The organism is Streptomyces sp. RLA012, assembly GCF_056270325.1.
The window spans coordinates 6,458,928-6,483,048 of the sequence record NZ_JBWDPA010000002.1; the positions used below are offsets into that span (position 1 = coordinate 6,458,928).

Sequence of the window (24,121 nt, forward strand, 5' to 3'; positions counted from 1 at the left end):
TCCGGTCGCGAACCGTTGTGCGAGTCGTGCAGAAGATGTCCTCGACGCGGGGCTTCGCCCGCCTCGCGCCGCACCTCATCCCCGCCATGGACCGCGCGGTGCACCGGCTGACGCGCGGCCGGGTGCTGCTCAGCGCCCAGCTGCTGCCGGGCGTGGTGCTGACCGCCCGGGGCGCCCGGAGCGGGCTGGAGCGGCGTACACCGCTGGCCTGCATGCCGGAGCAGACGGGGAGGCCGGAGGGGGCGGAGGGGCTGGAGGGGCCGGAGGGGCGCGAGGAGACGAGGAGTTGGATTCTCGTCGGCTCCAACTTCGGGCGTACCGATCACCCGGCCTGGACCGCCAATCTCCTCGCCCATCCGGACGCCGAGGTCAGCTGGAAGGGGGAGGACATCCCCGTGACCGCTCATCTGCTGGAGGGCGGGGAGCGGGACGCGGCCTGGAAGGCGGTGCTGGCGTTCTGGCCGCCGTACGCCACGTATCAGGCGCGGATCGATCGTGAGATCCGGCTGTTCCGGATCACCCGGCGGGCATAGCCCAGCAGGCGGCAGCCCGCCGATGTGCTCCATCGGTCATGAACTGCCGCCTGCATGACAGGAGTGGGGCCGCGCGGGCCCAAAGGACGCGGGCGTGCGTGACTGCGCTACTTCGTCGGCTTCTTCCCGGTCACCCCGAGGTGTACCAACAGGGCGAGATTCGGCTTGAGTTCGGCCTGCTTGACGCCCCAAGTCTGGAAGCCCTTCTGGTGCGAGGCCACCGCGGCGAGCATCGCGACGAGGGAACCGGCGATCGCCGCGGGGTTCACTTCCTTGTCGACCCGGCCCTTGGACTGGAGCTCGGCGACCGAGTCCGCGAGGGAGTTGTTCACCGAATTGAGAATCTTCATGCGGATCTTGTAGAAGCGTTTGTCGCCCTCGGCGGCGCCCAGATCGACCACGCGCAGGATGGCCTCGTTCTTCCGCCAGAATTCCAGGAAGCCGTCCACGAGTTCCTGCGCGGTCCCCCAGCCGGCCTTGCCGACCCAGGAGCGCCCTTCGAGGAGTCGGGTCAACCCGGCGCCCTCCGCGGCCATTTGCTCGGCGATCTCCAGGACGGCGCCTTCGACGTCCGGAAAGTACTGGTAAAAAGTCGCCGGTGACGTGCCTGCCTTCCGGGCGACATCAATGACTTTGACGTCCCGGTAGGGCGAGGAGCTGAGCATCTCACTGAGGCAGTCCAGCAGTTTCTGCCTGGTCGCCTGCCCGCGCCGCCCGGCCACGCGGCCGTCGACGGTACGTACTTGTCCTGTCATGCCGTCAGCTTACCGAGGGGTGATCGGAGCGCGATTCGGCCGACTGCAAATGGGGTGCGGTGGGGTGTGGTGGGGGTGCGACGGGGGTGCGACGGGGGTGCGACGGGGTGGGACGAGGTGCGTGGGTTGCCTCGCGAGGCGGGTGAAAGGCCGTTAACTTGGCCGCATGGTCGCATCCCGGGCTTCCGACGCATCCGGCGCATCCGATGCGCCCCGCACCTACCCAGAGGGCGTTCCCTGCTGGGTCGACGCGCAGCTTCCCGACGTGGACGCGGGCAAGCGCTTCTACGGTGAGCTCTTCGGCTGGACCTTCGGCGAGGGCTTCGGCCCGCACGAGGCCGGGGTCTGGGCCCGCCACCACGGGGAGCCCGTCGCCGCCCTCACCCCCAAGCGGGACGGCCGGATGCCCACCGTCTGGACGGTGTCCTTCGCCACCCCGGACGCCGCCGCGCTCGCGGCCCGGATCCAGGCGGCGGGCGGCCAGGTGATCACCGCGCCCACCCAGGTCGGCCGCTTCGGCACCAAGGCGCTGGCGACCGACCTCGAAGGGGCGGTCTTCGGCCTCTGGCAGCCCGGCACCCACCAGGGCTTCGGCCAGCGGCACGAGCCGGGCGCCTTCTGCTGGGCCGAGCTGTACGCGCGGGACCCGGCGGCCGTCGACCAGTTCTACGGCAGCCTCTTCCACGACGTCCTCTTCGGCCCCGAGGCCTCCCCGGACTTCGGCCGGGTTCCGGTCTCGCAGGTCTTCCCGGCCGAGATGCCGCCGCACTTCCTGGTCCACTTCGGGGTGGAGGACTGCGACGCGGTGCTCGGGACGGTGAACCGGCTCGGCGGCCGCGTCCAGGCGCCCCCCTTCGACACCTCGTACGGAAGGGTGGCCGTCGTCACAGACAATCAGGGGGCGTCGTTCGCCGTGCTCCAACGGGTGCTCCAGCGGTGAGTCGCCGTATTTCATCGGTGAGTCGCCGCGTTTCCACGGTGAATCGCCGTACTTCATGGGGGAATCGCTGGCGGCTCACCGAGCTGCCACCCGGTTTGTCCCGAGACACCCCGTTCCGGCCCCGGGTTCGCAACCTGTGGCGCGGACAGGAAGAATCGGGGTGCGTGCCGCCATGGCGGTGCGGTGGTGAGACGCTGCACGGGGCTGCGTTCATACGTGGATGACGTGGCTCGTACGGGGAGGTGGCAGGCAAGTGGTGGATCAGCTGACACAGCACGATCCGCGGCGGATCGGGCCGTTCGAGGTGCTGGGACGGCTGGGTGCCGGCGGCATGGGGCTGGTCTATCTCGCGCGCTCGGCTTCCGGCCGGCGCGTGGCGATCAAGACGGTCAGGACGGAGCTCGCCGAGGACCAGCTGTTCCGGGTCCGCTTCACTCGTGAGGTGGAGGCCGCGCGGGCGGTCTCCGGCTTCTACACGGCGGCCGTGGTCGACGCCGACCCGCGCGCCGCCGTGCCGTGGCTGGCCACCGCGTACGTTCCGGCGCCCTCTCTCGAAGAGATAGTGAACGAGTGCGGGCCGCTTCCGGCCCAGGCGGTGCGCTGGCTGGCGGCGGGCGTCGCGGAGGCGCTGCAGTCGATCCACGGCGCCGGGCTCGTCCACCGCGACCTGAAGCCCTCGAACGTCCTCGTCGTCGAGGACGGCCCGCGGGTCATCGACTTCGGTATCGCGTCGGGCGTTTCGAACACCCGTTTGACGATGACGAATGTCGCCGTCGGCACCCCGGCCTACATGTCCCCCGAACAGGCGAAGGACTCGCGCAGTGTGACGGGCGCGAGCGACGTGTTCTCGCTCGGCTCGATGCTCGTCTTCGCCGCCACGGGGCACGCGCCCTTCCACGGGGCCAACCCCGTCGAGACGGTCTTCATGCTGCTGCGGGAGGGCCCGGACCTGGAGGGCCTCCCGGACGAGCTGCGCTCCCTCATCGAGTCCTGTATGCAGATGGAGGCGACCGGCCGGCCCAACCCCGCCGACCTCCAGGCACAGCTCGCCCCCCATCTCTTCGGCTCCGGGTCCGACGACAGCGGTACGGCGTCGGCGTGGCTGCCCGAGCGGGCGGTGGGCCTGATCGAGGCGCGCCGCGGGGGCCGTCCGGCGCTGAAGCCGTCGTCCTCCGGCGGTCGCAGCGGTGGCGGGCGCCCCGCTGTTCCGCCGCCGCCGTCGCACGCTCCGGTGCCCGTCGGGACGCCCGACAGCGGGCCCGTACGGCTCGCGGGCGGCCAGGTGCCCATCGGCCCCGGGCCGCGCGTCGCCGACGCCCGCGCCGCCGCCGTGAAGGCACCTCCTCCCGAGGCGGGCCTCGCCGCCTCCTGGTCCCGGCCGCGCGTCGGCGTCAACGGCGCCGATCCCGTGCCGGCGGTCGCGCCGCCGCCTGTCACCCCGGACTCCCCGTCCGGCTGGCGGCCGTGGCGTTTCCGTATGTCCAACGACGTCTGGGGTACGCCCTCGGTGGCGGGCGACTCGGTCTACGTCACCTCGTTCGAGGTACACGCCCTGGACGTCGCGACCGGTCGGCGCCGCTTCAAGACGCGTGACGTGGCGTGGTCGATGGCGGTCGCGGACGGCCGTATCCACGCCTCCGACGGGCCCACGCTGTTCGCGCTGGACGCCCGGGAGGGCGCCGACCTCTGGCGCCTGTCCACGGACGCCTGGGTGTACTCCCTGAAGGCCGACCGCGGCACGGTCGTCACCGGCACCCGCGGTGGCGGGGTCCAGGCCTGGGAGGCCTCCAACGGCCAGAAACTCTGGGAGCTCACCGGCGCCCAGACCGACTTCGAGTCCCCGGAGGCCGGACCCGCCGTCCACGACGGCACGGTGTACGTCTGGAAGGACGCCCGGCTGCGTGCGCTGGAGGCCCGAACGGGTGACGAGCGCTGGTCGTACCCGATCGGTGACGCGGCCTCGTGCGGGGGCGTACCCGTACGGATCTCCTCGGCTTCCGACGGCTATGTGTACATCTCCGCCGGCACCCGTGTCCTCGCCGTCGACGTCGCGAGCGGGCACGTCCGCTGGCACTTCGAGGCGCCGGCGGTCTTCCTCTGCCCGCCGACCTTCGTGCCCGGGCCCGCGGTCACCGGGGGCGGGATCTACCTCGCCGACTACCTCGGCACGGTGTACGCGCTCGACGCGGCGGACGGCCGTGACCGTTGGCGCATCGCGACGGAGGCGCGCTCGTCGATCGAACCGGTGCTGGCGGCCGCGGGGCACGTCCATGTCGGCAGCGGCAAGGGGCTGTACACCCTCGACGCGGTCACCGGCACGCCGAAGTGGCGGTTCCAGGCGGGCGGTGACATCGTGGGCGCGCCCGCGGTCGCCGACGGGCGGATCCACTTCGGCTCCACCGACCGTCTCCTCTACACCCTGAAGGCGGACGACGGCCGGCTGCGCTGGAAGCTGGCGACGGGCGGGGAGATCACCGGTGCGCCGGTCGTCAAGGACGGTGTCGTGTACGCGTGCAGCAAGGACCGTTGCGTGTACGCACTCGACGCGGAAAAGGGAACGGGGACGGCCCGCACGGCGTAGCGGCCGCCGCCCCGGCTTTCAGGGGCGCGGGGAACTGCGCGGGCAACCCCCACCGGCCCGCAGCCGAACAAACCCGGGCGGGCGGGTGATCCGGGGCGCAGCCCCGACCTCAGGGGCGCGGGGAACTGCGCGAACGGCCCCCACCGGCCTGCAGTCGAACGATCCGGGGCGGGCGGGGGTTCCGGGGCGCAGCCCCGGTCTCAGGGGCGCGGGGAACTGCGCGGGCAACCCCCACCGGCCCGCAGTGAAAGAACCCCCCGGGGGGTCATCGCAGGCGGAATTCGGCGGGGCGGCGGGTGGAGAACAGGGCCTCCTGCCGGGCCGGGGGCAGATTGCCGAGGGAGATGAGGTGCGGCGCCTGCGCGAAGGCATGACCACGGGCCGCCTCATGGGCGGTCCACAGCGCACGGACGGTGCCCTGGACCCCCTCCGGCGGATAGCCGGCGATCACGGTGGCGCAGCGCACGGCGGCCTCCACCGCACCCCCGGGCGGCGTGAGTTCGGAGACCAGCCCGACGTCGTACGCGCGCCGCGCGGACATCCGCTCGGCGTTGCCCATGAGCGCCATCCGCGCCGCCTCCCCGTACGGCATCCGATGCGCCCCGTAGACGGACTCGTACGCGCTGACCATGCCGTACGTCGTGTGCGGGTCGAAGAAGGTCGCGGTCTCGTCGGCGACGACGAACTCCGCCTCCCCCAGGAGGTAGAAGGCACCCCCGCACGCCATGCCCCGTACGGCCGCGACGACCGGCTTCCACAGGTCGTTGGCCTTCGGACCGATCCGCAGCAGCGGGTCGTCCACCATGTAGGGGGAGGCCGGCTGCGGGGTCTCGGTGGTGCGGTCCAGGCCGGTGCAGAAGGCCCGCTCGCCCGCGCCGGTGAGGACGACGGCCCGTACGGAGTCGTCGAACCGGAACGCCCGCCAGGTGGCGGCGAGTTCGGAGGCCAGGGCCGCGTCCACGGCGTTCAGCTTCTCGGGACGGTCGAGGGTCAGGACGGCCACGCCCGTGTCCTTGTCGATGGCGACCCGGAGCGTCTCGCTCACGACCGTCCCTCCAGGACCCACTGCGGAAGCCCCTCCGCGCTGAACACCACCCGTACCCGCGCCCCGATCCGCATCCGGTCCACCGGGAAGGAGCCGAGGGGGGCGCCGGGCCCTGTGACCAAGTTGCCGACCAGGCGGATGTGCGGGGCCTCGGCGAGTTCGACGACGATCGCGTTGTACGGGGACTGGGCCGCGTAGGCCGGGAGCAGCGGCGGGTGCGGGACGACGTACGACCAGACGCGGCCCTGGCCGCTCATCCGCCGCCACGCGCAGGCGAAGGACTGGCAGTGGGGGCAGCAGGGGCGGGGCGGGAAGCGGAGCCGGCCGCAGTCGGCGCACGCCTGGATCCGCAGTTCGCCCTGGGCGGCGTACCCCCAGAAGGGGGCGCCGTCGTCGTCGGGGACGGGGGAGAGAAGGGACTGCGAGGGGAGGGACTGCGAGGGTAGGGGCTGCGAGTGGGGGGACTGTGAGTGGAGGGGCTCGGTCAAGTCAGTTCCTCAGTTCCTCAGTTCCTCAGTTCCTCAGGAGGAGGGCGGAGGTGGGGACTCCTTCTCCCGCCGTGACCAGACAGGTGGCGGCCCCCGGAACCTGCGCGGTACTGGTCCCCCGCAACTGCTTCACGCCCTCGTTGATGAGGTTGAACCCGTGGACGTACGCCTCGCTGAGCCCGCCCCCGCCGGTGTTGAGGGGCAGCCGTCCGCCGATCTCCAGGGCGCCGCCCTCCGTGAAGGCCGCGCCCTCGCCCCGCCCGCAGAAGCCGTACCCCTCCAGGGAGAGCGGCACGAGGGGGGTGAAGGCGTCGTAGATCTGGGCCACGTCGATGTCGGCCGGCGCGAAGTCGGCGTGTTTCCACAGGTGTCGGGCGGCGGTCCAGGCGGGGCCGGTGAGCGGGTCGTCGTTCCAGTAGTTGACCATGCCGTGGTGCTGGGCGGGGAGGCCCTGAGCGGCGGAATGGACGTACACGGGGCGCCTGCGGCAGTCCCGCGCGCGCTCGGCCGACACGACCACGCACGCCAGCGCGCCGTCCGTCTCCAGGCAGTTGTCGAAGAGGCAGAGAGGCTCGCTGATCCAGCGGGAGGTCATGTACATCTCGCGGGTGAGCGGGCGGTCGTACATGATCGCGGCCGGGTTCTGGTTGGCACGGTTGCGGCAGGCGAGGGCGACGTTGAAGAGATGGTCGCGGGTGGCGCCGTACTCGTGCATGTAGCGGCGCGTGAGCATGCCGATCTCGTCGGCGGGTCTGAGCAGTCCGAAGGGGCGGGTCCACTGGGCGGGGGTGGGGAGTTGGACCGTGGTGTTCTTCCAGGGCCGCGGCCCGCTGCCCCGCTTCCGTGACCGCCAGGCCACGCCCACCGTCGCCTGGCCGGTGGCGACGGCGGCGGCGAGATGCGCGACGGTGGCGCAGGAACCGCCGCCCCCGTAGCCCACTTTGCTGAAGAAGGTGAGGTCGCCGAACCCGACCGCCTTCGCCACCTCCACCTCGTCCGTCTCCTCCATGGTGTAGGAGGCGAGCCCGTCGACCTCCGCGGGCGCGATCCCGGCGTCGTCGAGGGCGGCGAGGATCGCCCGGCAGGCCAAGGCCTTCTCGGACTCGGGGAGTTGCTTGGCGAACGGCGTCTGGCCGATGCCGACGACGGCGGTGGCGTCCTTGATCCCGGGCGCGGGCACGGGCACACCTCCCTGGGTAACCGGAGCTGCTGACAGTGCGTCAGGCTACAGCTAATCTGACGGGTAGTCAGCTAGCAGTGACGGTCGGTCGGTGGGCCGGTTGGTCGGTCAGTCGGTCGGTCGGTCGGTCAGTCGGTCGGTCATGGGGAGGTCAGCCGTGCGCGGTGACATGGAGTGGGGCAGTATCCCGGGACTGATCCGCTCGGCGGCGGAACGCTTCGCGGACCGCGAGGCGGTCGTCGACGGCCGTACGCGGGTCTCCTACGCGGAGCTCGGCGCCCAGGTGGAACGCGCGGCGGCCGCCTGCCTCGCGAACGGGGTGCGGCCCGGCGACCGGGTGGCCGTCTGGGCGCCCAACACCCTGGAGTGGATCGTCTCCGCGCTCGGCGCGGTGTCCGCGGGCGCGGTCCTCGTCCCGCTGAACACCCGTTTCAAGGGCACCGAGGCGGCGTACGTGCTCGCCCGGAGCCGGGTACGGCTGCTGTTCGTGACGGGGACGTTCCTGGGGACGTCGTACGTGGCGTCCTTGCGGCGGGCCGCGGGGGAGGGAGCCGGAAGCGGGCCCCTGCCCGGGCTGCCGCACCTGGAACAGGTGGTGGTGCTGGCGGACGACGCCCCGGCCGACTTCCGTACCTGGAAGGACTTCCTGGCGGACGGGGAGGGCGTCGGGGCGGCGGAGGTACGGGAGCGGGCGGCGGCCGTCGAGGGATCGTCGCCGTCGGACATCGTCTTCACCTCGGGCACGACGGGGCGCCCCAAGGGCGCGGTGATCACCCACGCGCAGAGCCTGCGGGCGTACGAGGTGTGGTGCGAGCTGGCCGGTCTGCGCCGGGAGGACCGCTACCTGATCGTGAACCCCTTCTTCCACACCTTCGGCTACAAGGCCGGGGTGCTCGCCTGTCTGATGCGGGGCGCGACGATGATCCCGCAGCCGGTGTTCGACGTGGACACGGTGCTGGCCAACGTGGCCGCGGAAGGGGTGACCGTCCTGCCCGGCCCGCCGACCCTCCACCAGTCCCTCCTCGACCACGCGGCACGCGGGTCGTACGACCTGTCGACCCTGCGTCTGGTGGTCACCGGAGCGGCCGTGGTCCCGCTGCGCCTGGTGGAGCGGCTGCGCACCGAACTGGGGGTGCGCACGGTCCTGACGGCGTACGGCCTCTCGGAGGCGAGCGGGTTCGTGACCATGTGCCGCCAGGGGGACGCGTCCTCGGTGATCGCTTCGACCTCGGGGCGGGCGATCCCGGGCGTCGAGGTGCGCGTCGAGGCGCCGGCGGGGGCGCCGGGCGAGGTCCTGGTGCGTGGCTTCAACGTCATGCGGGGCTATTTCGAGGACGAGGAGGAGACCGCCCGCGTACTGACCCCGGACGGCTGGCTGCGCACCGGTGACGTGGGCGTCCTGGACCCGGCGGGCAACCTCCGCATCACCGACCGCATCAAGGACATGTTCATCGTCGGCGGCTTCAACGCCTACCCCGCGGAGATAGAGCAACTCCTCGGCCTCCACCCGGACGTGGCGGACGTGGCCGTGATCGGGGTGCCGGACGGGCGGCTGGGCGAGGTCGGCAAGGCGTACGTCGTACGGCGGGAGGGTTCCGTCCTCACCTCCGACGACCTGATCGCCTGGTCCCGCCGGGAGATGGCGAACTACAAGGTCCCGCGGGCCGTGGAGTTCGTGGCGGACCTGCCGCGGAACGCGAGCGGGAAGGTGGTGAAGGGGGAGCTGCGGGGGCGCTGAACCTGGTATGGTAAGGGGTATGGCAACCAAGAAGTACACCGTGACACTGCCGGAGGAACTCGCCGAGGAGATCCGGAGCGAGGTCGGACCGGGGGGCTTCAGCGCGTACGTCACGCAGGCCATAGAGCGCCAGCGGGAGCGGGACCGGCTGGGGGAGCTGGTGGCCTGGATGCAGGAGGAGGGCGGGCCGCTCACGGAGGCGGAGCTGGCGGCGGCCGAGGCCGAGCGGCGCGAACTCGACCGCTACTTCACCGAGCGTGATGCCGCGTCCGGCGCGGGCGGATTCGACCTTCCCCTGGCGGGTTGATGAGCACCGATACCTATGTGCTGGACTGCGAGGCCCTGTCTCGGACGGCGCTGCGCGAACGACGGATGATCGCCCGACTCGTGGATGCCCACCGGGCCGGAATCGGCGTCGTGACCAGTTCCATGACGTTGATCGAGGCATACCACGGCCAGGTGAAGCGGTCGGCATGGTCCTGGGCGATGTCCCGTGTCGTCGTCGAACCCGTGACGCGGGAGATCGCCGATGCCGCCATCGTGTTGCTGGCGGAGAGCGGACTGCACGGCCACAAGTACGCCATCGACGCGGCCCTCGCGGTGATCGCCGAGCGGCAGCCCGGGAACGTGGTGCTCTATACGTCGGACGAGGACGACCTGAAGAAGCTGTGCGGGCCCAGGGTGGCGGTCAGGGGGCTGTAGGGCGGCGGCCCGATGCCGCGCGAAACGGGAGCGGAAGGTGGCGGAAGGTGTTCGAGAGGACCGAACGGTTCGCACCACGGATTGACCTGAACCCGGTACGGGACACACGTCGGCCGCGGCGGCTCCCCCTCCGCGCCGCCGCGGCCGATCCCCGTGTGGTGCAAGCCTGCTGCTCCCCGAGCCCCCCCCGGTGGAGCCCTCCCCCGTGAGGCTTCCCCCGTGGAGCCCTCCCCCGTGAGGCTTCCCCCGTGGAGCCCTCCCCCGTGAGGCTTCCCCCGTGGAGCCCTCCCCCGTGGAGCCCTCCCCCGTGGAGCCCTCCCCCGTGAGGCTTCCCCCGTGGAGCCCTCCCCCGTGAGGCTTCCCCCGTGGAGCCCTCCCCCGTGAGGCTTCCCCCGTGAAGCCTTCCCTGTGGGACTTAGACAGGCTCGTCCGTGGCGTGGATGTTGTCCGTGGACGCGTCGCCGGCGCTGTCGTCCTTGGTGATCGGGTTCTTGGTGGTGAGGGGCTCGCTGGTGGCGTGGATGTTGTCCGTGGTGGCGTCGCCGGCCGGCTCGCTGGTGGCGTGGATGTTGTCGGTGCTGTTGGTGTCGCTCATGGTGGCTGTCCCCCTGACAGTCTTGGTGCGATGGGTGGGAGGCGCCCGCCCGGCTGCTCCCCCGTGGGCCGCCGGACGGGCATCTCGGGGCCGTTCACCCTAGTGCCACGGCCTCTGGTCGCCCCGCCTGCCCCCCGACGCGACGGATCGACTCGTTGAGAGTGCCGGGCGGCGATAAACGAATGATGAACGTCCAGGCGTGAGACCTGTGAGCAGGTCCTATGCGACGGCCAGGGGATTGAGCAGCGCTCTGACCGTGGCGGCCTCGGGTGCCCCCAAGGTCTCGAAGATGTCGAGGGATTCGCGCCAGCAGACCTGTGCGCGACGGGAGTGGCCGATCCCGCTCAGGGCCTGGCCGAGCACGATGAGAACGTTGCCCCGGCGCCATTCGCCACCGATGCCGCGCAGGACCGTCAGGGCCATTTCGGCGTTCGCCGCCGCCTGGGCCGGGCGCTGGGCGGCGAGATCGGCCTCCGCGAGGCGGAACAGCGACATGCCCTCCCAGAGCCGCTGGCGGCTGTTGCGGAACACCGCGAGCGCCTCTCCCAGGCGTGCGGTGGCCTCGGACAGCCGCCCGCTCTGGGTGAGCGCGAGGCCCAGCGCGTAACGGCCGTTGGCGCCCTTCAGCGCGTGGCCCATGTCGTCGTACATGTCCGTGCCCTGCTGGGCCAGGGACACGGCGCTCAGGGTGCGCCCGGTGGCGAGGTGGATGCGTGAGAGGTTGCACAGCGCGCTCGCCTCGCCGGGCCGGTCGTGGCAGGCGCGGAAGCTCTCGATCGCCCGGGTGAGATGGGCTTCGCCGTCGTCGTACCGGTTCTGGTAGAGGGCGATCACCCCGAGCGTGTTGGAGGCCCAGCAACTGGTCAGGTGATCGTTCTCGGCGGCCAGTTCGGCGGCCTGTGTGGCGGCCTCGCCGGCCGGGTCGAAGCGTCCGGTGATGTGGTGGACGTAGGCCAGTGTGATCAGCGCCCGCGCCTCGGCGTGCGAGTCCCCGGCCTCCTGTGCCGCTTCGCGCAGCGCGGCGGCGACGCCCTCGTAGGCCTTGGAGTTCGTGCCGGACTCCGCCAGGTCCACGGAGGCCCACAGCACGTCGACGGCGCGTCGGAGGAATCCCTCCTTGGTGGACTGGCGGACGCAGGCGAGCAGGGAGATGGCCTCCGAGTACAACCAGTCCTGGGCGCTGTGCCGGTCCCCGAACGTCAGCCCGGGGTGCTCCGTCGGCTCCAGATGGTCCACCAGCCGGTCCCCGGGCCGCTCGATCGCGTACACCCCGGAGGCCGTCGCCAGATAGAAGTCCAGCAACCGCGACAACGCCGCGTCGCGCTCGCTCGGCGGCTGCTCGTCCCGTTCCGCGCAGGAGCGGGCGTAGAGGCGTACGAGGTCGTGGTAGCGGTAGCGGCCGGGGGCGGCGGACTCCAGTAACGACGTGTCGACGAGGGTTTCCAGCAGGTCTTCCGTGGCCTCGATCGGCAGGTCGAGGACGGCGGCCGCGGCGGCCAGCGACATGTCGGGTCCGTCGGCCAGGCCCAGCAGGCGGAACGCCCGCGCCTGGGCCGGCTCCAGGTGGCCGTAGCCCAGCTCGAAGGTGGCCTTGACCGCGAGGTCGCCCGCCTGGAGTTCGTCGAGACGGCGGCGCTCGTCGGCGAGCTTCGCCGAAAGGACCGAGACCGTCCAGGTGCGCCGGGCGGCCAGACGGGAGGCCGCGATGCGGATGGCGAGGGGGAGGAAGCCGCAGGCCGCGACGACGTCCAGGGCCGCCTCGCGCTCGGAGGCCACCCGTTCCTCGCCCACGATCTTCGTGAAGAGCTGGAGGGCCTCCTCGGGCGACATGACGTCCAGGTCGACGAGGTGGGCGCCGGCCAGGTCCACCATCCGCATCCGGGAGGTGATGAGGGCCGCGCAGCCCTCCGTACCGGGGAGCAGGGGGCGCACCTGGGCGGCGTCGCGGGCGTTGTCGAGGAGGACCAGGACCCGGCGGCCGTCCAGCACGGACCGGTACAGGGCCGCGCGTTCCTCCAGGGAGTCGGGGATGGAGGAGTCCGCCGTGCCCAGGGCGCGCAGGAACGCGCCCAGGACCGTCTCCGGCTCCGCCGCCCGCTGTCCGGCGCCCTGCAGGTCGACGTACAGCTGCCCGTCGGGGAAGGCCGAGCGTGACTGGTGGGCCACGTGCACGGCGAGGGTCGTCTTGCCCACGCCGCCGATGCCCGCGAGCGCCGAGACGGCCATCACCCGGCCCTCGCCCGTGGCCGAGGAGGCGGAGGCCAGGACGTCGCTCAGTTCCTGTACGAAGGAGGCGCGGCCGGTGAAGTCCGTGACCGTGGCCGGGAGCTGGGCCGGGCGGACCGGGGCCGCGACGGGTTCGGCGGCCGGGGCCGGGGGTTCGGCCAGCCCCGGGTCGGCCTGGAGGATGCGCTGCTGGAGTTCCTTCAGGCTCGCGCGCGGGTCCACGCCGAGTTCGTCGGCGAGCAGGCGGCGCGTGTCGGCGTACACGGCGAGGGCTTCCGCCTGGCGGCCGGAGCGGTACAGCGCGAGCATCAGCAGCTCGCGCAGCAGTTCCCGGAGGGGGTGCGTCGCCGTGAGGGCGGTGAGCTCGGCGACCGCCTCCGCGTGGCAGCCCTGTTCCAGGTCCATGTCGAGGCGGGATTCGAGGAGTTGCAGGCGCCACTCCTCCAGGCGGGCCCGCTGGGTCTCCGCGTAGGGGCCGGGCACGCTCGCCAGTGTCTCGCCGTCCCACAGGGCGAGCGCCTGTCGCAGCAGGTCGCGGGCGTGGCAGAGGTCCCCGGCGCCGCGTGCCTTCTCGGCGCCGCCGGCCAGCTGCTGGGCTTCGGCGAGGTCCAGTGCGCCGTCGCCCGGGGACAGGCGGATCGCGTAACCGCCCGATTCGCTGACCAGGACCTCCGGGTTCAGCGTCTTCCTCAGGCGGGACGCGTACGTCCGTACGGCGGCCAGGGCCTGCGACGGGGGCTCGTCGCCCCACAGCGCGTCGATGAGCTCGGAGGCCGTGGCCGTCCGGCCCTCGCGCAGCAGCAGCGCGGCCAGCAGGGCGCGTTGTTGCGGGGATCCCGCGGGCAGGGCGTCCTCCCCCCGCCAGGCGCGCACCGGGCCGAGCACGCTGAAGCGCAACGCCGCCGATTCCTCGGGACGCTGCTGCTCCGCCACTCGCGGCACACCGTCCATTGCTGTCCCCCTGCCGAACCGTCAAGACATCAGTACTACGAGGCCAGTTTGCCTTGTTCATGGCGGATGCGTCAGCCGTGTTGGGCAGCGATCACGGGCGTGCGCACCGGAGGGACACGGGAAATCACAGAGCTCTCACAAGCTCTCCCGCACATGTCCGTACAGAGTCTCCCATTCCAGCGGCGGGGGGCGCCGGACAGAGCCGTACCGGACAGCTGACGGGTCGTCAGATCGGCGCTACCGTGGGCCGTATGGAGACCACGAGGATCAGTGAGGCCGGCCAGGCGTCCACCACCCCGTTCCCGAAGATCATCTCCGTGGACGACCACACCGTGGAGCCCCCCGGCGTCTGGCGCGACCGCCTCCCCGCGAAGTACCAGGACATCGGGCCCCGCATAGTCCGCGCGCCGCTGAAGGAGATGACCTTCCTCGGCGGCAGGTTCGCCCCGGTGATGGGCAGGCCCGGCGACGACGGGCCGATCGGCGACTGGTGGGTCTACGAGGACCTCCACCGGCCGCTCACCCGCCTTGACACGGCCGTCGGGTACGACAGGGACGAAATACGTCTGGAAGTCATCACGTACGAGCAGATGCGACCGGGTTCGTACGACGTCCCCCAGCGTCTGGCCGACATGGACGTCAACCACGTCCAGTCCGCCCTCTGCTTCCCCACCTTCCCCCGCTTCTGCGGGCAGACGTTCACCGAGGCCAAGGACCGTGAGCTGGGCCTGCTCGGGGTGAAGGCCTACAACGACTGGATGGTGGAGGAGTGGTGCGGTCCCGAAGCGCAGGGCCGCCTCATACCCCTCCCCCTCATACCCCTCTGGGACCCGGAGCTGGCCGCGGCGGAGGTGCGCCGCAACGCCGACCGCGGCGTCCGTGCCGTCGCCTTCTCCGAGATACCCCCGCACCTCGGCCTGCCCTCCGTGCACACCGACGACTGGGACCCCTTCCTCGCCGCCTGCGCCGAGACCGGCACGGTCATCGCCATGCACATCGGCTCCAGCAGCCGTATGCCCTCCACCTCCGCGGACGCCCCGCCCGCCGTCGGCTCGACGATCACCTTCGCCAACTGCTGCTACTCGATGGTGGACTGGCTGATGAGCGGGAAGTTCGAGCGCTTCCCGGAGCTCAAGGTCATGTACGCCGAGGGGCAGATCGGCTGGATCCCCTACATCCTCGAACGCGCCGACGTGGTGTGGGAGGAGAACCGGGCCTGGGGCGGCGTCGCCGACAAGGTCCACCGCCCGCCGTCCGAACTCTTCGCCGAGCACGTCTACGGCTGCTTCTTCGACGACGCGTTCGGGCTCAAGAACCTCGACTCCATCGGCGTCGGCAACGTCCTGTACGAGACCGACTACCCCCACTCCGACTCCACCTGGCCCAAGTCCCGCGAGGTCGGCGAGGCGCAGATGGGGCACCTGGCGGCGGACGTGGTGGAACGGATCGTCCGCGGGAACGCCATCGAACTGCTGGGGCTGACGGAGGACGGCCTGTGGGCCGGCCCGGGAGGCCCCCGTTGAACCAGTCTTCGTCGGACCCGTCCTCGTCGGTCCAGTCTTCGCCGAACCAGTCTTCGTCGGACCCGTCCCCCTCGGTCCAGTCACCGTCCGACCCGTTCCCGTCCGACCCGGCGCTGCTGCTCTACGGCATGCAGCTCCCGATCCAGTCCCAGAGCACCCTGTACGCCGAGCCCTGGGAGGCGGACGCCGGTCCCGCCGACCTCGTCGCGATCGCCCGCGCCGCGGACCGTTCCGGCTTCGCGTACATCGCGGGCTGCGACCACGTCGCCGTCCCGCGCCGCCTCGCGGACGCCATGAGCACGGTCTGGTACGACCCCGTCGCCACCCTCGCCCATCTGGCGGCCGTGACCGAGCGCGTCCGGCTGCTCAGCCATGTCGCGGTCGTCGGGCTGCGGCATCCGCTCGTCACGGCCAAGCAGTACGCGACCCTCGACCACCTCTCCGGCGGGCGGCTGATCCTCGGGGTCGGCGCCGGGCATGTGGCGGAGGAGTTCGAGGCGGTGGGCGCCGACTTCGCGCGGCGCGGCGCGGTGCTCGACGAGTCGATCGACGCGCTGCGGGCCGCCCTCGGGCCGGACGAGTTCCCGGTCCACCACGGCAAGGTGTACGACTTCGAGGGGCTCGGACAGCGGCCCCGGCCCGCGCAGGAGCACGTGCCCGTATGGGTCGGCGGCTCCTCGCCCGCCGCCGTGCGCCGGGCCGCGCTGCGGGGCGACGGCTGGCTGCCGCAGGGGGACCCGCGCGAGCGGCTGCCGGAGCAGATCGCCCGTCTGCACCGGATCAGGGCGGAGGCGGGGATCTCCGCACCCCTCGTCGTCGGTGCCATCACCGAGCCCCTGTACGTCGGTACCCCGGGCTGGCACGTCGGGCGGCGCACGCTGACCGGGGCCCCGGAGGCCGTCGCCGAGTCGCTGCGGGCGTACCGGGCGATGGGCGTGCACCAGATCCAGGTGCGGTTCCGCGCCCGCGGGCTGAGCGAACTCCTCGACCAGATCACGGCGTTCGGCGCCGACGTCGCGCCTCACCTCAGCCAGGGATACCAGGGAAACCAGGGAAACTAGGGAGTCACGGTATGGGCAAGCTGGACGGACGTGTCGTGATCGTCACCGGGGCGGCGCGCGGGCAGGGGGAGCAGGAGGCGCGGCTGTTCGCGGCGGAGGGTGCCAGGGTCGTCGTCGCGGACGTGCTGGACGACCGGGGCGAGGCCGTGGCCAAGGAGCTGGGCGCGCTGTACGTCCACCTCGACGTGGGCCGGGAGGACGACTGGGGGGCCGCCGTCGCCGCCGTGAAGGGCGCGTACGGGCGGATCGACGGGCTGGTCAACAACGCGGGCATCCTGCGCTTCAACGCCCTCGTGGACACCCCGCTGGACGAGTTCCTGCAGGTCGTGCAGGTCAACCAGGTCGGCTGCTTCCTCGGCATCAAGACCGTCGCGGGGGAGATCGCCGCGGCCGGCGGGGGCACGATCGTCAACACCGCCTCGTACACCGCGATGACCGGGATGGCGGCCGTGGGCACGTACACGGCGACCAAGCACGCGATCCTCGGCCTCACCCGTGTCGCCGCCCTGGAGCTGGCGCATCAGCGGATACGGGTCAACGCCATCTGTCCCGGGGCCGTCGACACCCCCATGTCCAACCCGGCCCAGCTCGACCCGACGGCCGATCCCGAGGAGATGACCAAGGCCCTGGACGAGCTGTACAGCAAGCTCGTGCCGCTCGGGCGGGTGGGCAGGCCCGAGGAGGTCGCCCGGCTCGCCCTCTTCCTGACCTCCGAGGACTCCTCGTACATCACCGGGCAGCCGTTCGTGATCGACGGGGGGTGGCTGGCGGGGGTCAGCGTTCTGTGAGGCCCAGCGTTCTGTATGGCTCACCACCAGCTGACGGTTCGTCAGCTATTGACGCTTCACGGGCTCGGTGCAACAGTCGGCGGCAAGTAGATCTGACGGAACGTCAGATACGAATGTGGGGACGGTGAACCTCCTTGGAATTCGGGCTCTTTGTACAGGGATACGTGGGCAAGCGCGCCGAGACCGACCCGCTCGCGGAGCACAAGGCGCTGATGGAGGAGACCGAGTACGTCATCCAGGCGGACAAGTCCGGCTTCAAGTACGCCTGGGCGTCCGAGCACCACTTCCTGGAGGAGTACTCGCACCTCTCGGCGAACGACGTCTACCTCGGCTATCTCGCCCACGCCACGGACCGCATCCACCTCGGCTCGGGCATCTTCAACCCGCTCGCCCAGGTCAACCACCCGGTCAAGGTCGCCGAGAAGGTCGCCATGCTCGACCACCTCAGCGAGAACCGCTTCGAGTTCGGCAGCGGACGGGGCGCCGGCAGCCACGAGATCCTCGGCTTCCTCCCCGGCATCACCGACATGAACTACACCAAGGAGATCTGGGAAGAGACCATCGCCGAGTTCCCCAAGATGTGGCTCCAGGACGAGTACGTCGGGTTCCAGGGCAAGCACTGGCAGCTCCCGCCCCGCAAGGTGCTCCCCAAGCCGTACGGGAAGGCGCACCCCGCGATGTGGTACGCCGCCGGGTCGCCGCCCTCGTACGCCATGGCCGCCCGCAAGGGCCTCGGAGTGCTCGGCTTCAGCGTGCAGAAGGTCTCCGACATGGAGTGGGTGCTCCAGCAGTACAAGACCGCCATCGTGGACGCCGAGCCCGTCGGGGCCTTCGTCAACGACAACGTGATGGTGACGACCACCGCCATCTGCGCCCCGACGCACGAGGAGGCGATACGGATCGCGGTCGGCGGCGGGCTGCACTACCTCCCCTCCCTCGTCTTCCGCTACCACGACACCTTCCCGCGCCCCGAGGGCTTCCCCGTCTGGCCCGAGACCCTCCCCGAGTACAACGCGGAGTTCGTCGAACTCCTCATCGAGGAGGAACTGCTGATCTGCGGCGACCCGGACGAGGTGCTCACCCAGTGCAAGCGCTGGGAGCAGGCGGGCGCCGACCAGCTCTCCTTCGGCCTGCCGGTCGGGGTCCCGAAGGAGGAGACCCTGCAGACGATCCGGATGATCGGCGAGCATGTGATCCCGAAGATCGACACGGATCCGGTGCACCGGACGACCCGGTTCCGGCAAGCGGTCTGAGAGGGGTGCGGCCATGCTCGACCACGTCATCAGGGGCGCGACCGTCGTGGACGGCACGGGCGCGCCCGGGTACACCGCGGACGTCGGCATCCGCGACGGCCGTATCGCCGCGATCGGTACGGTCACGGAGGCGTCCCGCACCGGCGAGGACGCCTCCGGGCTGGTCCTCGCCCCCGGGTTCGTCGACCCGCACACCCACTACGACGCCCAGCTCTTCTGGGACCCCTACGCCACCCCGTCCCTGAACCACGGGGTGACGACGGTCGCGGGCGGCAACTGCGGGTTCACGCTGGCCCCGCTGAACCCGGCACGACCCGAGGACGCCGACTACACCCGCCGCATGATGTCCAAGGTCGAGGGGATGTCGCTGGTCGCCCTGGAGGAGGGGGCGCCCTGGAACTGGCACACCTTCGGCGAGTACCTCGACGCCCTGGAGGGGCGGATCGCCGTCAACGCGGGCTTCATGGTGGGGCACTGCGCGCTGCGGCGGTACGTCATGGGAGCGGACGCGGTGGGCGGGCAGCCGACCGGGGAGCAGCTCGGGCAGATGCTCGCCGTCTTCCACGCGGCGATGGACGCCGGGGCCTGGGGCCTGTCCACCACCCAGTCCTCCACCCACTCCGACGGCGACGGCAGGCCGGTCGCCTCCCGGCACGCCCGGCCGGCCGAACTCCTGGCACTCAGCAAAGCCGTCGGCGAGCACGAGGGCACCCAGATCGAGGCGATCGTCGCCGGGTGCCTCGACCAGTTCAGCGACGACGAGATCGACCTCTTCGTCGAGATGAGCGCCGCGGCGGGCCGCCCGCTCAACTGGAACGTGCTGACCGTCGACGCCGCCGTCCCCGAGCGCGTGCCGAGGCAGCTGGTCGCGAGCGAACGGGCGCGGAAGGCGGGCGGCCGGGTGGTGGCCCTCACCATGCCGATCCTCACCCCCATGAACATGTCCCTGGGCACCTTCTGCGCGCTCAACCTGATCCCCGGGTGGGGTCCGATCCTCGCCCTGCCCGTGCCGGAGCGCATCGCGCGGCTCCGCGACCCCTCCGTACGGGCCGAGATGCTGCGGCAGGCGAACAGCAAGGAGGCGGGCGTCTTCCGCCGCCTCGCCGACTTCGGCCGGTACGTCGTCGGGGACACCTACAGCCCGGCGAACGACGGTCTGACCGGGCAGGTCGTGAAGGACATCGCGGCCCGGCGCCACCAGGAGCCCTTCGAGTGCCTGGTGGAGATCTGCGCGCACGACGATCTGCGGACGGTGCTGTGGCCCATGCCCACCGACAACGACGCCGACTCCTGGTCGCTGCGCGCCGAGACCTGGCAGCACCCGGACGTCCTGCTCGGCGGCTCGGACGCGGGCGCCCATCTGGACCGCATGTGCGGAGCCCCGTACACGACCCGGTTCCTCGGGGACTGTCTGCGCGGGCGGAAGCTGACCACGCTGGAGCAGGCCGTGAAGATGCTCACGGACGACCCGGCGCGGCTCTTCGGGCTGCGGGAACGCGGGCGGATCGCGGAGGGCTTCCATGCGGACCTCGTGCTGTTCGACCCGGAGCGCATCGACGCCGGCAAGGCCACCCTGGTGCACGACCTGCCGGGAGACAGCCCGCGCCTCGACTCCAAGGCGATCGGCGTCACGGCCGTCTGGGTCAACGGGGTCGAGTCGATCCGGGGAGACGTCGTGACGGGCGCCGTCCCCGGGAAGGTGCTCCGCTCCGGGCGGGACACACAGACGGTGAGTACGCGGTGACCGACGCGGCTGCGGGGACCGGTGAGCGGCGGCTGTTCATCGGCGGCTCGTGGGTGGAGCCGGACGACGGGCACCACGAGGTGATCGACCCGGCGACGGAGGGCGTCGTCGGACTGGCGCCGGAGGCCTCGCGGGAGCAGGTGCACGCGGCCGCCGCCGCGGCCAGGGAGGCCTTCGGCCCGTGGTCCCGGACGCCCCCCGAGGAACGCGCGGCGCTCCTCGGCCGGGCGGCGGACCTCATCCGGCGCAACTTCCTCCCCTACGCCGAACTCGCCCAGGCCGAGAGCGGCGCCACGACCGGCACCGCGCGCGGGATGCAGGTCGGGGTGGGCGCGGCCCGCTTCCGGCGCTACGCGCGCGTGGAGCCCGTCGAGCAGCCGCTGCCGCCGCAGATCAACGAGGCCGGACCGTTCGGGAAGGCGGCGGTCATGGGCGCCCTCGCCGTCCGCCAGCCGGTCGGCGTCGTCACCTGCGTCACTTCCTACAACAACCCCTGGGCCAACCCGGCCGGGAAGATCGCCCCCGCCCTGGCCATGGGCAACACGGTGGTCGTGAAGCCCGCCCCGCAGGATCCGCTGTCCGTGTACCGGATGGCGGAGGCCCTGGAGGCGGCGGGTGTGCCGCCGGGCGTGGTGAACGTGGTGAGCGGCTCACGCCCGGAGGTCGGCGAGGCCGCCGTGGACTGTGAGGACGTGGACATGGTCAGCTTCACCGGCTCGACGGCGGTGGGGCAGCGGATCGCCGAGGTGTGCGGGCGTTCCATGAAACGGCAGTTGATGGAACTGGGCGGGAAGGGTGCGGCGCTCGTCTTCGACGACGCGGATGTCGCCTCGGCGGTGTCCGGCATCGGCACGACCTTCTCCTTCTACAGCGGGCAGATCTGCACGGCGCCGACGAGGGTGATCGCGCAGAAGGGGATCTACGGGCGCCTGGTCGAGCAACTGGCCGCGTACGCGGGGCGGTTGACGGTCGGGGATCCGCGGGAGCCGGGGACGGTCGTCGGGCCGGTCATCTCGGCGGCCCACCGGGACCGGGTCGAGGCGTATGTCGAACTCGGGCGGAAGGAGGGCGCGCGGATCGTCACGGGCGGCGGTCGCCCGAAGGTGGGGGCGGCCGGTGAACGGCCCTCGTACGACCGCGGCTTCTACGTCGCCCCGACCCTCCTCGCCGACTGCACCCCCGACATGCGGGTGGTCCGCGAGGAGATCTTCGGGCCCGTCGTGGTGGTCGTCCCCTTCGACGACGAGGAGGAGGGCATCGCCCTCGCCAACGACAGCGACTACGGCCTGATCGACTACGTCTGGTCCGGCGACGTCGCCCGCGCCTTCCGCGTCGCCCGCGCGCTGCGTGCGGGCGGGGTCGGCGTCAACACCGTCGGCCGCAACATGGAGGCGCCGTTCGGCGGCTTCAAGAAGAGCGGGGTGGGGCGGGACGTCGGCTCGTACGCGCTGCACGCGTACAGCGAGGTGCAGGCGATCGTGTGGCCGTCGGGGAGCTAGAGCCGGTGCGGACCGGCAGGGTGCGTCATCCGAGCGGGGGTGTCGAACCCCTCCGGCATGGCGCCGGGGCCCGCGGCGCCACGCGGCGGATGCTGATGACTCCCACCCCGCAGGAGAGGCCCGTGAACGACCCCAGCCCGCAAGGAACCCGAAGGCCGGCATCCACCGGAGCAGGCGCTGACGGTCCCGGCCAGGCCGGGGTCATCGGCATCGGACTCGCGGCCGTACTGACGTTCGCACTCGCGCAGGGTTCCTGGCAGTGGTTCGCCACCTTCATCGGGGTGACGCTTCTTGCCGTGATCCTCGCCTTCCAGCGACGGTCGGCCTGGACGCCCGGCATCCGATCGGCGTACATGCGCGGTCTGGTCGCGTATTCGCTGGTCGTCGGCCTGTGCGTGGCGATCATGCTGGCCCCCATGCTGCAGCGCTGGGCCTGGCTGTTTCCGATGCCGGGCACGCGGAGCGGGTGCGAGGAGATGGGCAGGTACGAGGCCATCCGGTCGAGGGCCGCGCTGGCGGATCTGGCTGATCGCGACGGCCCCGCCCTGGCGTACGCGCAGGAGGCCCAGAGCGATGAGGCCGTTGCCGACTGCCTGGCAGCCACGACGACCCTGTGGCTGCCCCTGTACGGAACCGGCGCAGCCGTGCTGGTAGGCGCGGGCGCCTGGTCCCGCGATCGGGACCGGGCGAGGAAGGGGCCCTAGCCGAAGTCCTCCTCGCCGAGCCCGAGAGCGAACTCGCCCCGCTGCTCGCCGCCTGGGACCTCGCGCACCCCTCCGTCGCCGACGACCCCGAGTGGCGGCATCTGCTGGACGAGATCACCCACCCCGACATCACCCGGGCTTTCTACCGCCTGGCCGTGGCCGCGGGGAGTTGAGCGCCCGGCTCCTCTTCCGTCACGTGTTCCTCCATGTGTTCCGCTACGTGCGGCCTGCGCAGGTACAGGGTGTCGAACGCCCCCGCGCCGTGGTAAGTGAGCGTGACCGTCGGACTCTCGCCCCCGTCGTACTTCGCCCAGTCCAGTCTGGGGTCCCGGCTGGTGACGGCACGGAGTGACAGGGTTCGTGGGGACGACCGTACGTGGCGTGTGCGCGGGGCGTGGGCCGGATACGGCGGTATGTCCACGCGGTGTTCGCTGTGCGGGGCCGCGGCTCGCTCCCCTTGCTGTTTCCCGCTGCCGCTCGTCACCACGACCGTGACACCGACGATGATGAGCAGGAGCCCGGGCACGGTCGCGGGCTTGATGCCCTGCCCCATGAACCACCACGCGGCGAGTGCGGCCACGGGGGTCTCCAGCAGGAGAAGGACGCTCATCGTCGTCGCCGATGTCCTGCCGAGGACGAAGTTCAGGGAGCCGAGCCCCAGAATCTGGGGAAGGACGAGCAGCCCGAGCAGCGACAGTTGCGTGGATCTGTCGAGACCCGTCAGCGGGATGTGGGCCAGCCGGCAGACGACGAGAAGTTCCAGACCGCAGATCAGCGAAGTGAACGTCGAATACAGCGGTGTGCTCACATCCGCGCGCGACTTCTCGCTCAGGGCGGTGTACCCGGCCTGCGCGATGGCCCCCAGGAGGGCGAGCAGGTCACCCGTCAGCGCCGTACCGCCGGACCTTATGTCGAGTCCGCCCGCCGCGGCCGCTCCCACCACGGAGAGGGTGAGACCCGCCCATGTCCTGCGGGACGCCCGGACGCCCTGGCCCGCGGCGATGAGAGCCTGCCAGACGGGCTGGGTGGCGACGAGGGCCGTGGACATGGCGACCGAGGTCAGCCGGGTGCTCGTCATGAAGGCCGCGAAGTGGAGGGCGAGCGCCGTGGCCGCGAGGAAGCCGAAGACCAGGGGCCGCCACTGCTCCCGCCGCAGGATGCCGCGCTCGCCCCGCGCGACGCGCACCACCTCGCGGCGGCGCAGCAGCAGGAGGAACGGCCCGAGTACGGCGAAGCCCAGGCAGTTGCGCCAGAAGGCCATGGCGAGTGGTGAGGCGGTGGCGGCGGCGGTGAGCGGGGCGGTGGCCGAGATGGAGACCACGGTGACCACCATCGCCGCTATGGACAGCGGATCGAGTTTGGATTTCACGTGTTCGTACCGCCGTCCGCGGTCGATCGGACCGCGGCGGACGCCGGGACTCCGAGGCCGTCGCGCGGGGAACGCGTGAGCGGTATGGGGACATGCGTGCCTGGGGGGACGGCGGCGATCAAGCCGTCGACTGTCTGGTCATTGCTGATCATCGAGTACGTGTTTTCTGTGCCGGGGGAACTGCCGGGGATTTGCCGGGGCGGGGGAGCCGCACTGATCGTCGGGCCCGGTGTCACGGACGCGAGCGGCGCAACCGCGCCGCCTCCGCCATGTCACGCAACACGGTCCCCACTCCATCGGCCCGTACCGGGACCGGGCAACCGTCAGCGGCTGAAGACGCCCCGCAGGACGGCGATCATGCCCGCCGGGGTCATGACGGTGCCCCAACGGGAGGGGTCTCGGAGGCCGGGCGGCCCCGGGGAGGGCGACGACCGTAGCGTCGATAC

The 24,121-nt window shown here is 71.7% G+C and carries 21 protein-coding genes; 13 read left to right on the plus strand and 8 right to left on the minus strand.

What is annotated here, in order from left to right:
- Window positions 1–35 precede the first annotated feature (35 nt).
- Window positions 36–533 (plus strand): nitroreductase family deazaflavin-dependent oxidoreductase, encoded by a 498-nt coding sequence (locus RV986_RS29700; protein WP_475924477.1) that lies wholly within the window; start codon window positions 36–38, stop codon window positions 531–533.
- 107 nt (window positions 534–640) lie between these two features.
- Here RV986_RS29700 and RV986_RS29705 read toward each other — a convergent pair whose 3' ends face one another.
- The gene (locus RV986_RS29705; RefSeq protein WP_475920321.1) at window positions 641–1,288 is read right to left on the minus strand and encodes a TetR family transcriptional regulator; all 648 of its coding nucleotides are present in this window, start codon (window positions 1,286–1,288) and stop codon (window positions 641–643) included.
- Window positions 1,289–1,454: 166 nt separating this feature from the next.
- Between RV986_RS29705 and kbpA the strand changes: the two genes are divergently transcribed.
- Together kbpA and RV986_RS29715 are read left to right on the plus strand one after the other, a co-directional pair.
- Window positions 1,455–2,228: an AfsK-binding protein KbpA gene (kbpA, locus tag RV986_RS29710; protein WP_475920322.1), complete on the plus strand. Its 774-nt coding sequence runs from the start codon at window positions 1,455–1,457 to the stop codon at window positions 2,226–2,228.
- Between the two features lie 253 nt (window positions 2,229–2,481).
- Complete coding sequence (locus RV986_RS29715; protein ID WP_475920323.1) at window positions 2,482–4,809, plus strand: outer membrane protein assembly factor BamB family protein; 2,328 nt, start codon at window positions 2,482–2,484, stop codon at window positions 4,807–4,809.
- 265 nt (window positions 4,810–5,074) lie between these two features.
- On the opposite strand, the gene RV986_RS29720 is transcribed toward RV986_RS29715, so the two are convergent.
- From RV986_RS29720 to RV986_RS29730, 3 genes are read right to left on the minus strand one after another with little or no spacing between them, the layout of a single operon-like run.
- Window positions 5,075–5,854: an enoyl-CoA hydratase/isomerase family protein gene (locus RV986_RS29720; protein WP_475920324.1), complete on the minus strand. Its 780-nt coding sequence runs from the start codon at window positions 5,852–5,854 to the stop codon at window positions 5,075–5,077.
- A complete protein-coding gene (locus tag RV986_RS29725; RefSeq protein WP_475920325.1) occupies window positions 5,851–6,342 on the minus strand; it encodes a Zn-ribbon domain-containing OB-fold protein in 492 nt (163 codons plus the stop codon). Before RV986_RS29725 ends, RV986_RS29720 begins: the two co-directional genes overlap by 4 nt.
- A 25-nt stretch (window positions 6,343–6,367) precedes the next feature.
- The gene (locus RV986_RS29730) at window positions 6,368–7,522 is read right to left on the minus strand and encodes a lipid-transfer protein (RefSeq protein ID WP_475920326.1); all 1,155 of its coding nucleotides are present in this window, start codon (window positions 7,520–7,522) and stop codon (window positions 6,368–6,370) included.
- Window positions 7,523–7,679: 157 nt separating this feature from the next.
- On the opposite strand from RV986_RS29730, the gene RV986_RS29735 reads away from it, so the two are divergent.
- From RV986_RS29735 to RV986_RS29745, 3 genes are read left to right on the plus strand one after another with little or no spacing between them, the layout of a single operon-like run.
- A complete protein-coding gene (locus tag RV986_RS29735; RefSeq protein ID WP_475920327.1) occupies window positions 7,680–9,260 on the plus strand; it encodes a FadD3 family acyl-CoA ligase in 1,581 nt (526 codons plus the stop codon).
- A 19-nt stretch (window positions 9,261–9,279) separates the two neighbouring features.
- A complete protein-coding gene (locus RV986_RS29740; RefSeq protein ID WP_475920328.1) occupies window positions 9,280–9,567 on the plus strand; it encodes a ribbon-helix-helix domain-containing protein in 288 nt (95 codons plus the stop codon).
- Window positions 9,567–9,962 carry a hypothetical protein gene (locus RV986_RS29745; protein ID WP_475920329.1) on the plus strand — a complete coding sequence of 132 codons (396 nt, stop codon included), beginning with the start codon at window positions 9,567–9,569 and terminating at the stop codon, window positions 9,960–9,962. Before RV986_RS29740 ends, RV986_RS29745 begins: the two co-directional genes overlap by 1 nt.
- A gap of 415 nt (window positions 9,963–10,377) precedes the next feature.
- Here the strand turns inward: RV986_RS29745 and RV986_RS29750 are convergent, their stop codons facing one another.
- Window positions 10,378–10,557 carry a hypothetical protein gene (locus RV986_RS29750; RefSeq protein ID WP_475920330.1) on the minus strand — a complete coding sequence of 60 codons (180 nt, stop codon included), beginning with the start codon at window positions 10,555–10,557 and terminating at the stop codon, window positions 10,378–10,380.
- Window positions 10,558–10,776: 219 nt separating this feature from the next.
- The gene (gene afsR / locus RV986_RS29755; RefSeq protein ID WP_475920331.1) at window positions 10,777–13,734 is read right to left on the minus strand and encodes an SARP-family global regulator AfsR; all 2,958 of its coding nucleotides are present in this window, start codon (window positions 13,732–13,734) and stop codon (window positions 10,777–10,779) included.
- A gap of 251 nt (window positions 13,735–13,985) precedes the next feature.
- Here afsR and RV986_RS29760 point away from each other — a divergent pair, with 251 nt between their 5' ends.
- From RV986_RS29760 to RV986_RS29790, 7 genes are all read left to right on the plus strand, one after another.
- Window positions 13,986–15,257, plus strand: a complete 1,272-nt coding sequence (locus tag RV986_RS29760; protein WP_475920332.1) for an amidohydrolase family protein — start codon at window positions 13,986–13,988, stop codon at window positions 15,255–15,257.
- Between the two features lie 128 nt (window positions 15,258–15,385).
- Window positions 15,386–16,318 (plus strand): LLM class F420-dependent oxidoreductase, encoded by a 933-nt coding sequence (locus RV986_RS29765; protein WP_475924478.1) that lies wholly within the window; start codon window positions 15,386–15,388, stop codon window positions 16,316–16,318.
- A gap of 11 nt (window positions 16,319–16,329) precedes the next feature.
- Complete coding sequence (locus RV986_RS29770) at window positions 16,330–17,106, plus strand: SDR family NAD(P)-dependent oxidoreductase (protein WP_475920333.1); 777 nt, start codon at window positions 16,330–16,332, stop codon at window positions 17,104–17,106.
- Between the two features lie 134 nt (window positions 17,107–17,240).
- Window positions 17,241–18,359 carry an LLM class flavin-dependent oxidoreductase gene (locus RV986_RS29775; RefSeq protein ID WP_475920334.1) on the plus strand — a complete coding sequence of 373 codons (1,119 nt, stop codon included), beginning with the start codon at window positions 17,241–17,243 and terminating at the stop codon, window positions 18,357–18,359.
- Window positions 18,360–18,372: 13 nt separating this feature from the next.
- Window positions 18,373–20,103: an N-acyl-D-amino-acid deacylase family protein gene (locus RV986_RS29780; RefSeq protein WP_475920335.1), complete on the plus strand. Its 1,731-nt coding sequence runs from the start codon at window positions 18,373–18,375 to the stop codon at window positions 20,101–20,103.
- Window positions 20,100–21,602 carry an aldehyde dehydrogenase family protein gene (locus tag RV986_RS29785; RefSeq protein ID WP_475920336.1) on the plus strand — a complete coding sequence of 501 codons (1,503 nt, stop codon included), beginning with the start codon at window positions 20,100–20,102 and terminating at the stop codon, window positions 21,600–21,602. The genes RV986_RS29780 and RV986_RS29785 overlap by 4 nt, the downstream gene beginning before the upstream one ends.
- A 122-nt stretch (window positions 21,603–21,724) precedes the next feature.
- Complete coding sequence (locus tag RV986_RS29790) at window positions 21,725–22,306, plus strand: hypothetical protein (protein ID WP_475920337.1); 582 nt, start codon at window positions 21,725–21,727, stop codon at window positions 22,304–22,306.
- On the opposite strand, the gene RV986_RS29795 is transcribed toward RV986_RS29790, so the two are convergent.
- Window positions 22,303–22,428, minus strand: a complete 126-nt coding sequence (locus tag RV986_RS29795) for a hypothetical protein (protein ID WP_475920338.1) — start codon at window positions 22,426–22,428, stop codon at window positions 22,303–22,305. The two genes, RV986_RS29790 and RV986_RS29795, sit on opposite strands and share 4 nt — an antisense overlap.
- A gap of 20 nt (window positions 22,429–22,448) precedes the next feature.
- Window positions 22,449–23,675 carry a DMT family transporter gene (locus RV986_RS29800; RefSeq protein ID WP_475920339.1) on the minus strand — a complete coding sequence of 409 codons (1,227 nt, stop codon included), beginning with the start codon at window positions 23,673–23,675 and terminating at the stop codon, window positions 22,449–22,451.
- Between the last annotated feature and the right edge of the window lie 446 nt (window positions 23,676–24,121).